The 11,657-nt window shown below is 63.7% G+C and carries 13 protein-coding genes and 2 tRNA genes; 10 read left to right on the top strand and 5 right to left on the bottom strand.

The window, feature by feature from the left end; translation table 11 throughout:
• The 8 genes from SO156_RS29455 to SO156_RS29420 form a co-directional block, all read left to right on the top strand.
• Positions 1–348 (top strand): ClpB D2-like domain containing protein (locus SO156_RS29455; RefSeq protein ID WP_498537205.1); only part of this gene is annotated, 348 nt, incomplete at its 5' end.
• A 319-nt stretch (positions 349–667) separates the two neighbouring features.
• A complete protein-coding gene (gene lon / locus SO156_RS29450; RefSeq protein WP_284263343.1) occupies positions 668–3,091 on the top strand; it encodes an endopeptidase La in 2,424 nt (807 codons plus the stop codon).
• Between the two features lie 48 nt (positions 3,092–3,139).
• Positions 3,140–3,544, top strand: a complete 405-nt coding sequence (locus tag SO156_RS29445; protein ID WP_458146189.1) for a GFA family protein — start codon at positions 3,140–3,142, stop codon at positions 3,542–3,544.
• A 59-nt stretch (positions 3,545–3,603) separates the two neighbouring features.
• A tRNA-Val gene (locus SO156_RS29440) sits at positions 3,604–3,680 on the top strand.
• Positions 3,681–3,916: 236 nt separating this feature from the next.
• Positions 3,917–4,108 carry a hypothetical protein gene (locus SO156_RS29435; RefSeq protein ID WP_458146190.1) on the top strand — a complete coding sequence of 64 codons (192 nt, stop codon included), beginning with the start codon at positions 3,917–3,919 and terminating at the stop codon, positions 4,106–4,108.
• A gap of 286 nt (positions 4,109–4,394) precedes the next feature.
• Positions 4,395–4,892 carry a hypothetical protein gene (locus tag SO156_RS29430; protein WP_458146191.1) on the top strand — a complete coding sequence of 166 codons (498 nt, stop codon included), beginning with the start codon at positions 4,395–4,397 and terminating at the stop codon, positions 4,890–4,892.
• Positions 4,837–5,238 carry a cytochrome P450 gene (locus SO156_RS29425; protein WP_498537210.1) on the top strand — a complete coding sequence of 134 codons (402 nt, stop codon included), beginning with the start codon at positions 4,837–4,839 and terminating at the stop codon, positions 5,236–5,238. The genes SO156_RS29430 and SO156_RS29425 overlap by 56 nt, the downstream gene beginning before the upstream one ends.
• Positions 5,238–6,098: a class I SAM-dependent methyltransferase gene (locus SO156_RS29420; RefSeq protein WP_498537209.1), complete on the top strand. Its 861-nt coding sequence runs from the start codon at positions 5,238–5,240 to the stop codon at positions 6,096–6,098. The genes SO156_RS29425 and SO156_RS29420 overlap by 1 nt, the downstream gene beginning before the upstream one ends.
• A 6-nt stretch (positions 6,099–6,104) precedes the next feature.
• Here the strand turns inward: SO156_RS29420 and SO156_RS29415 are convergent, their stop codons facing one another.
• Together SO156_RS29415 and SO156_RS29410 are read right to left on the bottom strand one after the other, a co-directional pair.
• Positions 6,105–7,082 carry a cation diffusion facilitator family transporter gene (locus SO156_RS29415; RefSeq protein ID WP_498537204.1) on the bottom strand — a complete coding sequence of 326 codons (978 nt, stop codon included), beginning with the start codon at positions 7,080–7,082 and terminating at the stop codon, positions 6,105–6,107.
• 157 nt (positions 7,083–7,239) lie between these two features.
• Complete coding sequence (locus SO156_RS29410; RefSeq protein WP_498537203.1) at positions 7,240–7,467, bottom strand: hypothetical protein; 228 nt, start codon at positions 7,465–7,467, stop codon at positions 7,240–7,242.
• Positions 7,468–7,829: 362 nt separating this feature from the next.
• On the opposite strand from SO156_RS29410, the gene SO156_RS29405 reads away from it, so the two are divergent.
• Complete coding sequence (locus tag SO156_RS29405) at positions 7,830–8,723, top strand: hypothetical protein (RefSeq protein ID WP_498537202.1); 894 nt, start codon at positions 7,830–7,832, stop codon at positions 8,721–8,723.
• Positions 8,724–8,740: 17 nt separating this feature from the next.
• Here SO156_RS29405 and SO156_RS29400 read toward each other — a convergent pair whose 3' ends face one another.
• The 3 genes from SO156_RS29400 to pepT all read right to left on the bottom strand — a co-directional run bounded on the left by SO156_RS29400 (position 8,741) and on the right by pepT (position 10,919).
• Positions 8,741–9,358: a class I SAM-dependent methyltransferase gene (locus SO156_RS29400; protein ID WP_458146196.1), complete on the bottom strand. Its 618-nt coding sequence runs from the start codon at positions 9,356–9,358 to the stop codon at positions 8,741–8,743.
• 27 nt (positions 9,359–9,385) lie between these two features.
• Positions 9,386–9,586, bottom strand: coding sequence for a GDCCVxC domain-containing (seleno)protein (locus SO156_RS29395; protein WP_084801827.1), 201 nt, complete (start codon positions 9,584–9,586; stop codon positions 9,386–9,388).
• An 85-nt stretch (positions 9,587–9,671) separates the two neighbouring features.
• Positions 9,672–10,919, bottom strand: a complete 1,248-nt coding sequence (gene pepT / locus SO156_RS29390) for a peptidase T (protein WP_498537201.1) — start codon at positions 10,917–10,919, stop codon at positions 9,672–9,674.
• A 331-nt stretch (positions 10,920–11,250) separates the two neighbouring features.
• Between pepT and SO156_RS29385 the strand changes: the two genes are divergently transcribed.
• Positions 11,251–11,327, top strand: a tRNA-Asp gene (locus SO156_RS29385).
• Positions 11,328–11,657 lie beyond the last annotated feature (330 nt).

Genomic DNA, 11,657 nt, shown 5'->3' with positions numbered 1-11,657 from the left:
GCGACGCTCGAGGACCTCGACGAGACCTCGCTGAAGAAGATTCTGACCGACCCGAAGAACGCGCTGGTCAAGCAGTATCAGCGCCTGTTCGAGATGGAGAACATCGAGCTGACCTTCGCCGACGAGGCGCTTGGCGCGGTTGCCCGCAAGGCGATCGAGCGCAAGACCGGCGCGCGCGGACTGCGCTCGATCCTCGAGGCGATCCTGCTCGAGACCATGTTCGATCTGCCGGGCCTGGAAGGTGTGGAAGAGGTCGTGATCTCCCGCGAGGTCGTGGAAGGCACGGCGCGTCCGCTCTACATCTACGCCGATCGCTCCGATCGCGCGGTTGAGAATGCCAGCGCCTGAACGACGCTGGTCTGAGCCTTCGAACTTCTGGAATTGACGGCTGCGGAACGTGTATCCGCAGCCGGTATTGCGTCGCTCGTCCCGCGTGCGTAAGCGCTGAATGGCGCGCGTTTTTCAATGGCTTGACACCCCCCGGGTCGATAGCCACCTAATGTCAACGGCGAGCAGGAATTCTCTTCAAGATTCGCCTCACTTCGATCCGGCAAGGCCGGTCCAAGCTTAAGGGCCTACTGGTTTTGCGGATCACCTCGGCACCTTGTGGCGGTTGCGCTAGCTACGGCGGATTGCGTGCAAGGGGGCAAAGCAAAAGGAAAAGGCCATGACCAGTCCAAAACCCCGGCCAACCATCATTCACGGCGAGGCGCACGCTTATCCCGTGCTCCCGTTGCGCGACATCGTCGTCTTCCCGCACATGATCGTGCCGCTCTTCGTTGGTCGCGAGAAATCGATCCGCGCGCTCGAAGAGGTGATGAAGAACGACGCGCTGATCATGCTCGCGACGCAGAAGAACGCGTCCGACGATGATCCGGCGCCGGATGCGATTTACGAGACCGGTACGCTCGCGAGTGTGTTGCAGCTCCTGAAGCTCCCCGACGGCACCGTGAAGGTGCTGGTCGAAGGGCTCGAGCGCGCGCGCGTGGAGAAGTACACCGATCGCGCCGACTATTACGAGGCGACTGCGGTCGCGCTCGCCGACACTGACGCGAAGTCGGTCGAGGCCGAAGCGCTGGCGCGCTCGGTCGTGTCCGACTTCGAGAGCTATGTGAAGCTCAACAAGAAGATCTCGGCCGAGGTCGTCGGCGTCGTGCAGGCGATCACCGATTTCGCCAAGCTCGCCGACACCGTTGCCTCGCATCTCGCGGTCAAGATCGCGGATCGGCAAGGAATCCTGGAGACGTTGTCCGTCACCTCGCGCCTGGAGAAGGTGCTGGGGCTGATGGAGAGCGAGATCTCGGTGCTGCAGGTCGAGAAGCGTATCCGCTCGCGCGTCAAGCGCCAGATGGAGAAGACCCAGCGCGAGTACTATCTCAACGAGCAGATGAAGGCGATCCAGAAGGAGCTCGGCGACGACGATGGTCGCGATGAGCTCGCTGATCTCGAAGAGAAGATCTCCAAGACCAAGCTGTCGAAGGAAGCGCGCGAGAAGGCGCAGCACGAGCTGAAGAAGCTGCGCCAGATGTCGCCGATGTCCGCGGAAGCGACCGTCGTGCGCAACTATCTGGATTGGCTCTTGTCGATCCCGTGGAACAAGAAGTCCAAGGTCAAGAAGGACCTGGAAGCCGCGCAGGCGGTTCTGGATGCCGATCATTACGGGCTCGAGAAGGTCAAGGACCGCATCGTCGAGTATCTTGCGGTGCAGTCGCGCGCCAACAAGCTCACGGGTCCGATCCTGTGCCTCGTCGGGCCTCCCGGCGTCGGCAAGACCTCGCTCGGCAAGTCGATCGCCAAGGCGACGGGGCGCGAATTCGTGCGCGTCTCGCTCGGTGGCGTGCGCGACGAGGCCGAGATCCGCGGTCATCGCCGCACCTATATCGGCTCGATGCCCGGCAAGATCATCCAGTCGATGCGCAAGGCGAAGTCGTCCAATCCGCTGTTCCTCCTGGACGAGATCGACAAGATGGGCGCCGATTTCCGCGGCGATCCGTCCTCGGCGCTGCTCGAGGTTTTGGACCCCGAGCAGAACTCGACCTTCAACGACCACTATCTCGAGGTGGACTACGATCTCTCCAACGTGATGTTCATCACGACCGCGAATACGCTCAATATTCCGGGGCCGCTGATGGACCGCATGGAGATCATCCGGATCGCGGGCTACACCGAGAACGAGAAGGTCGAGATCGCGCGCAAGCACCTGATCCCGAACGCGGTGTCCAAGCACGGCCTGGACTCCAAGGAGTTCTCGATCGACGACGACGCACTGCTGCTTCTGATCCGCCGCTACACCCGCGAAGCGGGCGTGCGCAATCTGGAGCGTGAGCTCTCGACACTCGCCCGCAAGGCGGTGAAGGAGCTGATGATCTCCAAGAAGAAGTCGGTCAAGGTCACCGAGAAGACTCTGGAAGAGTTTCTTGGTGTGCCGAAGTACCGCTTCGGCGAGATCGAGAGCGAGCCGCAGGTCGGCATCGTCACCGGCCTTGCCTGGACCGATGTCGGCGGCGAGCTGCTGACGATCGAAGGCGTCATGATGCCCGGCAAGGGCAAGATGACGGTCACGGGCAACCTGCGCGACGTCATGAAGGAGTCGATCTCGGCGGCGGCGTCCTACGTCCGCTCGCGCGCGATCAACTACGGTGTCGAGCCGCCGATGTTCGACAGGCGCGACATCCACGTGCACGTGCCGGAGGGGGCTACCCCGAAGGACGGCCCGTCCGCAGGCGTGGCGATGGCCACCGCAATCATCTCGGTCATGACCGGCATCCCGGTCCGCCATGATGTCGCGATGACCGGCGAGATCACGCTGCGCGGTCGCGTGCTGCCGATCGGCGGTCTGAAGGAGAAGCTCCTGGCTGCTGCCCGCGGCGGCATCAAGACGGTGCTGATCCCCGAGGACAACGCCAAGGATCTCACGGAGATTTCCGATGCGATCAAGGGCGGCATGGACATCGTCCCGGTCTCCCGGCTCGACGACGTCGTCGCCCGCGCGCTGGTGAAGAAGCCGGTTCCGATCGTCTGGGAAGAGGACACCAAGGTGACGGTGAAGCCGGACGGCGACGAAGCCGCCGGCGGCCTGACCGCTCACTGATCGTTAAAACGGCGCCTTCGGGCGCCGTTTTTGTTTCGGGAGCGCGGCATGCAGATCGACGGACAATGCCATTGCGGCCGGGTCAGCTACGCGGCGGAGATCGATCCGGAGGCCGTCTCGGTGTGCCACTGCACCGATTGCCAGGCGCTGACCGGGTCTCCCTTTCGGGTGACCGCGGTCTGCTCTGGCCAAACCGTCCGCCTGACCGGCGGGAAGCCCAAGGTCTATGGCAAGCGCGGCGACAATGGCCGGATGCGCTTCCAGCATTTCTGCGGCGACTGCGGTTCCCCGCTGTTCACCAGCGGCGAGGGCACCGAGGCCGACGATTGGGGCATCCGCTGGGGCAGCATCCGCCAGCGCGAGGCCTTGCGGCCCAGCCGGCAGATCTGGTGCCAGTCGGCGGCGCTGTGGATCGACGCCGTGCCGGGGCTGCCCGGCCGGCCCATGGACTAACACTGATTGACGTTCGACCCTTGCCCCTCCCGGGTGCCTGGGGCTAAAGAAGCGGCGAGGGGCGGTTAGCTCAGCTGGTTAGAGCATCTCGTTTACACCGAGAGGGTCCGCGGTTCGAATCCGTGACCGCCCACCAGCCTTCGCTCGCTTCGCGAGCTACGGCTGGGCGGGCCAGCCTCCGAACATCATTGACGCGAAGCGAGCGAAGGCTGTCGCGCCGAAGCCCAACGGGCGAAGGCGGGTCTTTCGCTGGGCATGCAACGCCCAGAAAGGGCCCCCGACGGGTCCAAAATTGCCTCCGTTCGGTCATCTTTTCGATCTCCGCCCGAACCACCGTTCCAGTTCCCGTGATCAGCGTGGAGTACCGCCGTGATGAATGATCTTCGCATCAAGCTGGAAAGGTACGAGTCCAAAGCCGCTCATTGCATGAAAGCAGCTCAAGAAGCGAGAGACGCGGCCGGAAAGGCTTTTTATGAGGAGCTTGCTCGCTACTATGACGAGCTGGCAGCGGACTTTCGCCGCGTCCTTGCGAAGCGAAGCGGAGCCTCGCTGGCAGCCGAATGATCCAGGCTGGCGCGGATCGGCGGTTCGATCCTCTCACCGCTTACCATTGTCTGTCGCTCTACCCGTCCGCGCATTCGTAAACCTTCTCGCCGAGGTTGACCGAAGAGGCTGCCTCGATGGGGCCTGCTGTCATTTCGGCACCCGAGCGTTCCGACAAGGTGCCAAGAGATGCTCCATCGGCCGAGCGGACATCACCGGCCGGCATAGTAAACCGCCCGTTAACTCGGGATTGGTATGGTGCGTCGTGTTCGGGTGGTGACCGCCCGGCTGGCCGGGAGTAACCATCATGCCCGTCGAAATGCTGACTTATGCCGAGCTAGGCGAGCGACTCAAGATATCGCCAGAGGCAGCCAGATCGCTCGTGAAGCGACACCGGTTTCCCCGGTCTCGCTCGAACGATGGAAAGACCCTGGTCCACGTCGATCTCACCGAGATCAGCCATTCGCCCATCACGCGCGCGCCCCAAACTCCGGCCGGTCACCAGGTGGTCACCGCTCTCAAGGAGCACATCGCCACGTTGCAGGCCGATCTCCTGGAGATGAAGGCGATTGCCGGCAGTCATCGGTCCGACTTCGAGAGAGAGTGCGACCGCACGAACAAGCTGCTGGCTGAGTTGCTCAAGGCCAACGTCGAAACCGTGGCAGCCCGCGAGAAGGCCGCGCATCTGGAGGGGAGGCTGTCGACGGCGAAGCAACCTTGGAGGCGACGGCTCGCGGAGGCTTTCACCCATATCCCTCTGGAAGCCATGCGCTGGAACATCGGTCGCGCCGCTCGATCCAATTGACCGAGTCGGGACTCTGCGGCGGAGGCACCCGGTTTGCGGCGCACAAGGCTGTGCCGTTCACTCCGCCTATTTTTCCTGCATTTCCCTTCGTGCGATCCCGCGCTTTGCCTACGTGCCATTCGGCAACGGCCCGCGCATCTGCATCGGCTCGTCCTTCGCGCTCCCGGAGGCGACCATCGTGCTCGCGTCTCTCGTGCATCGCTTGGACATGGAGCCTTCGCCGGGCGCCAAAGTTTGGCCGTCGCAGAAAATTACGCTGCGGCTGGCAAACGGGCTGCCCATGCACGTGACTGCGCGCAATTGCGAGGTTCAGGCGGCTTGCGGATGCGAGACACAGAGGGCGTGATGGAACAGCCGAGCGGACATGAGCAGAATACGGACCAGATCGCCTATTGGAACGGTCCGGGCGGGCAGCGCTGGGCCGATCGCCACGCGGTGCAGGAGACGCTGCTCGGGCCGATCGCGGACATCCTGATTGACCGGGCGAAGCCGAAGCCGGGCGAGCGCGTGCTTGATATCGGCTGCGGCTCCGGCGCGACGACGGTTGCGTTTGGGAAGGCGGTGGCGCCGAATGGCTTTGCGCTCGGCCTCGACGTCTCAGGTCCCATGCTATCGCAGGCGCGTGCTCTTTCGCCAAAGAACCTGCCGCTGGATTTCGTGCTGGCGGATGCGACGGTCTATCCCTTCGAGCCCCAAAGCTTCGATCTGCTGGCATCGCGTTTCGGCGTAATGTTCTTCGCCGATCCGATCGTGTCGTTCACCAACCTGCGTCGCGCGCTGACACCTGCGGGGCGGCTCGCCTTCATCTGCTGGCGTGAGCCGCGCGAAAATCCCTGGATGATGACGCCGCTGATGGCGGTCTACAAACACGTGCCCAAGATGCCGCCGGTTGGTCCGGAGGATCCGGGCCCGTTCGCCTTTGCGTCGGAAGAACGCGTGATGCGCATCCTGAAAGGTGCCGGCTTCGCGGACGTGGCGCTGGAGCCGCATAACCTTGCGATGGATATCGCGATCGGTGGCGGGCTGGACGCGGCCGTTGACGGCTCTCTTCAGATCGGCCCCGCCAGCCGCGCGTTGCAAGGCCATCCGCCGGAGACCGTTGAGGCCGCCAAGGGCTCGATCCGCGAAGCGCTGGCGCCGTTCGTCGAGGGGCAGTCGGTGGCGCTGCCGGGAGCGATCTGGATCGTGACGGCGAAGGCGGCGTAGTCGCCGTCACACCACGTTGTCGGGCGCCAACGCGCAGCCATTGTCCTGGCCGGTCTCGATCTGGATCGTCGTGTGACCGATCCGGTGCGAGGTTCTCAGGAGCTGCGCGGTCTCCATCAGGAAGACGTCGCCGGGGTGGCCGCCCAGCATGACGAGGTGACAGGTCAGCGCCGTTTCCGTGGTCGAGATCGGCCAGACGTGCAGGTCGTGGATATCGGAGACGCCGGGCCGCTGCATCAGAAAGCCTTTGATGGCGTCGAGGTCGGTGCCTCGCGGAGCGGCAGCCATCGACATGTCGATGGAGCTGCGGAGCAGACCCGTCGTGCTCCAGAGAATGACGGCGCAGATCAAAAGGCTCGCCAGCGGATCGAGCCAGAGCCAGCCGGTCCACATGATCAGCGCCGCCGAGATGACTACGCCGAGTGAGACCGCCGCGTCTCCCGCCATATGCAGGAACGCGCCCTGGATGTTGATGTCGTCCTTGCGGCCGCTCGCGAACAGCATCGCGGTTGCGCCGTTGATGAGGATGCCGATGCCGGCGACGATCATCACCGTGACGCCGGCGATCGGCTCGGGCTCGCGCAGGCGCAGGATCGCCTCCCAGCCGATCGCCCCGGTTGCGACCAGGAGGAAGACGGCGTTCGCGAGGGCCGCAAGGATGGTCGAGGCGCGAAAGCCGTAGGTGAAGCGGCCCGTGGGCGCGCGCCTGGCCGCGACCGAGGCACCCCAGGCCATGACGAGGCCGAGCACGTCGCTCAAATTGTGGCTGGCGTCGGCGAGCAGGGCGGTTGAATTGGCGATGTAGCCGTAAATGCCTTGCGCGACGACGAGCGCGGTGTTCAGCGAGATCCCGATCGCAAATGCCCTGCCAAAACTTGCGGGCGCGTGGACGTGCGCACCATGGCCATGACCGTGGCCATGATCGTGGCCGCCATGGTCGTGGTCATGATGATCGTGATGGTCGTGATGGTCGTGGCTGGCCACGTCTGTCGCCCCTTCGGGGGCATCGGATCATCCGACTTCCCGATCCGCCGCGTAGCATGGCCGTAGGAACAGTGTCGACCCGCAACATTATTACGTTAGCGGAACAAACTCGGCGCCGCCGAAGACTGCGGCGACTCGTTCTCACATGGGGACGCAGTCAGGCCTGCGCATCAGGCCGATGCGATAGGATCGTGTCTGCCGCTGCCACCGGCTCCGGAACGGTGCAGCCATCGCCGGCTTCGACCGCGACGTGGTAGCCCGCTTCCATCGCTAGCTCGAGCCATTTGATGGCTTCGTCGATCCACTGGTCGTGGTGCTCGGGATCGGCGATCGCCTTTTCTCGAAATGCGTTCGCCTGGTTCAGGCATGCCGTTCTGCGATCCACGCGGCTCTCCCGCTCCTGGGGGTTCCGCCCCGACCGCATCTTTGATGATTCCTGAGGTTGGCGTCGTTAACATACGACAGCCAATGCAGCGCAAAAACGGAAGGCCCCAGATCCGGCGCGGACCGGCTGGGGCCTTTGTGCTCACAATCTATGCTTCCCTTGGACTTATAGAGGTAACCCGCATCTCGATGTTTCGTTCCGAGCTACGAAAGCCCGGTTAGGAACATTCCTTGGGCCTCTTCATTAGCGCCGCGGAGCATTTGAGGAGGATGGGCTTATGGACGGATTGATCTATCTGATCGGTTTGATCGTCGTGATCATGGCGATCCTGTCGTTCTTCGGCCTGCGCTGAGAACGCCGCGATGACTGTCGAGGCTCTCGTGCAGGAAGAGGTCATGGAAGGTGGCGTGCCCGCCGCGGAAGGGCGCTGGGCCATCCAGTGGAGTTCGGTGCTGGCAGGCGCGTTCGCTGCCGGTGCGCTGTCGTTCATCCTGGTCAGCTTTGGCCTCGCCATCGGCCTCGGTGTTAGCTCGACCTCGCCGACATGGCGCGATGCGTCATCGGCGCTGGCGCTGCTGTCGGGACTGTATCTGATCCTCCAGGCGATCATCAGCTTCGGTTTTGGCGGCTACATCGCCGGCCGGATTGCGCGACCCGCGCCTGCGCTCACGGCGATCGAGGATGACGGCGAGCGGCGGGACGGGCTGCACGGACTGATGTCATGGGCTGTTCCGGTGCTGATCGGTGCGGCATTGCTCGCGATCCTCGGCGCGTCCGCGCTCGAGCGCTCGCCGATGCGCAGCTCGGCCAGCAATGCAACCGCTGCCGAGCCGCTGTTGAGCTATGAGCTCGACAAGCTGTTCCGCGCCCCGCGTCGGCCGCCCAACACTGATATCCGGGAAGACCGCGCCGAAGCCGGGCGGATCCTCATGACGTCGTCGAGCCACAGCGGCATCAGCAGCGATGATCGCACCTATCTCGTGCAACAGACGGGCGCGCTGACGGGGCTGTCGCCGGCGGATTCCGAGCGGCGCGTCGATACTGTGATCGCGGAGTCCCAGACGGCAATCAACCATGCGCGGCGCAGTTCGATCATCGTCGCATTCTGCGTTGCGGCAGCGACCCTGATCGGAGCCGTGGTCGCCTGGGCGGCCGCAGTCGCCGGCGGACGCCACCGCGACGGTGAACCCTTGCCGCAATGGATGGCGAGCTCGAACCGGTTCAGTCGCAATCGGCGTCCGATGCCGGTGCCCTAGTCGGGCAACCGCGTTCTTTACGAACGCGGGAGCGCCCGACCTTCATACATGAACGTCATCGGCTTCGGTCCCGGCATATAGCCTTCATGGAGATCGTGGACGGCGAAGCCGTTGTCGCGGATCAGGTCCGCGATGGCACGATTGAGATGGCAGCCGCCCGCGATGACCCTCCAGGGCGGGGTCAGACGATCCTGCCACCATTGCACGCTGGCCTCGGGCGCGCGGCCATGCTCGACGAACAGCAGTTGTCCGCCCGGCCTCAGGATCCGTCGCGCCTCGGAGAGCGCGCGATTGACGTCCGGGATGCTGCACATGGTCCATGTCGTCACCACCGTGTCCACGCTCGAATTCTCCAGCGGAATTGCCTCCGCGGAGCCTTCGATCAGCGCGAGCGGTGCCATGGTCTTTCGCCCGGCATCGCGCGCGATCTCCAGAAGCTTTGGTGACGGATCAAGGCCGATGACTTCGGTCACATCAGGCCCGTAGAACGCGAGATTGAGTCCGGGACCAATTCCGATCTCCAGCACGCGGCCGGTCGCGCCGGAGGCAACGCGTGTTCGATACGGCACGAGTTGGGCCTGGCGCATCGCCAGATGCGTCAGCCAAGGCACGATCCTGTCCTGGTAGAAGCCCATGCGAGATCCTTGGTCGCCTGGCGCGGTCTAGGAACAGCAGTCACCCGCCTGGACGGGCGGACAGGGGACCGATCCGAACGAGCAGAATACACAGCAATCGCCCACCTTCGGTTTCAGTCTCCTGCCGCAGCCCTTGCAGTCATAGAAGAACTGGCAGGCATCGGTCGGCATGGCCTCGCGCATGCGATGACCGCATTCCGGACAGGTGAGCGTCGATTCAAGCTGCATTCGCGATGAACTCCAGGGCCGGTCGTAAGGCCGAACGTCCTAGCACCCGCCGCAATCGTCGTTGCCGCATCTAAGGCAGCCCGGCCTAGGCCCGCTCTTCCCAGATCATCGCAAGATGCACGATGGTCTGGACGGCCTTTTCCATGTCCTGCCGGCTGACCCATTCCAGCCGCGAGTGAAACGCGTGCTCGCCGGCAAAGATGTTGGGGCACGGGAGGCCTATGAAGGAGAGGCGCGAGCCGTCGGTGCCGCCGCGGATCGCGGTGCGCATCGGGCGGAGACCGGCGCGGCGGATCGCTTCGATCGCGTATTCCAGGATGTGCGGGTGACGGTCGATCACCTGCTTCATGTTGCGATACTGCTCTCTGACCTCGAAACGGTAGGTCGAGCGCGGATAGTCCTTCATCACGTCCTTGACGATGGCCTCGAGCAGGGCCTCTTTCTCCTTCAGGCCTTCCTCGGTGAAGTCGCGCACGATGAAGGACAGTGTCGCCTGCTCCAGCGCGCCGGACATGCCGATCGGATGCAGAAAGCCCTGCTTGCCCGAGGTGGTCTCGGGCGAGCAGCCTTCCTTGGGCAGGCGCTCGACGATGGCGGCTGCGATCTTGATCGCGTGCTCCATCTTGCCCTTGGCATAGCCGGGATGGGCAGAGACGCCCTGGATGGTGATGGTGGCGCCATCAGCCGAGAACGTCTCGTCCTCGACGCTGCCGGCGCTCTCGCCGTCCATGGTGTAGCCGAAATCGGAGCCGAGCTTCTTCAGATCGACATTGTCGACGCCGCGGCCGATCTCTTCATCGGGCGTGAACAGGATCTTGATGGTGCCGTGCTTCACATCGGGATTGTTGATGAAGAAATGCGCGGCATCCATGATCTCGGCGACGCCGGCCTTGTTGTCGGCGCCCAGCAGCGTCGTGCCATCGGTGGTGACGATGTCGTTGCCGACCTGGTTCTTGAGCGCGGGATGCTCGGCGAAGCGGATCACCTGGGTGGGATCGGCTGACAGCGTGATGTCGCCGCCGCGATAATTCTTCACGACCTGTGGCTTGACGTCCTTGCCCGAGCAGTCGGGCGAGGTGTCCATGTGCGAGCAGAAGCAGATCACCGGCACCTTCTTGGTCGTGTTGGCCGGGATCGTCGCGTAGACATAGCCGTAGTCGTCGAGATGGGCATCTTCGACGCCCATGGCCTTGAGCTCGGTGACGAGCACGCGGCCGAGATCCTTCTGCTTCTCGGTCGAGGGCGAGGTCGGGGATTCGGGATCGGACTGGGTGTCGATAGTGACGTAGCGCAGGAAGCGCTCGGTCACGGTGTGGGTAAAGGTGAGGGACATTTCTTCTCGTAGCCGCCGGGTCAGATGAGGGGCGGTATACCAGAAAAAGCGTCGTTCCGGTGGCGCCGTGTCGCCGCGCAAGGAGGCGTGATCAGGCTTAACGAAGTATAAGCCTCGGCGGGCTTCGGCGAGTTCCCTGAACGGAGCGGACGGCGGCTTTTGCCGCCTTCGGACACCGGACGATTCGGGCCTGACGGGCCAGCCATCCAGGGCCGCATTTCTGCGAAGTCCCGCAGAAACACCCGATGTTTACGGGCCAAGCTTAACGTCCTTGACTTCACCAGATCGCGCCTTTAAGTCCCCCCTCGTTCCGCATGGCTTTGCCCAGCACGCGGGAGTAGCTCAGTTGGTTAGAGCGCCGGCCTGTCACGCCGGAGGTCGCGGGTTCGAGCCCCGTCTCTCGCGCCATTTTTGGCAACGAATTCAATCATTTGCTGTCTTGCCATTTTTCGCTGCGCCGCGGAAAAGCGTCACTTTTGTCCGGTCTTTGTTCTAATTGCTTCGCTCCGACAACCCGCGCTTGATCGAAGCGGCGTACGCTGGCGATGTTCACTGGGTTGAGGTCTTCCGGAGCCGCTTGTTGGTGGCGATGCTGTTCGCCATCTTGTTGGTCTGGTCCGCCCCTCGGTGGCGCCGCTACGGCGCATGTCCGCGAGCTGGCGCTTGTCGGTCTTGTCGATCGCCTCCCGCACGTCCCGAAAGTCATCGCCAAGGGTATCCTTGGAGTAGGGGGCACCG

Source organism: Bradyrhizobium sp. UFLA05-125 (assembly GCF_059803515.1).
The sequence above is the reverse complement of the archived record's forward strand: the minus strand, read 5'-3'. Positions and strand labels throughout refer to the sequence as shown.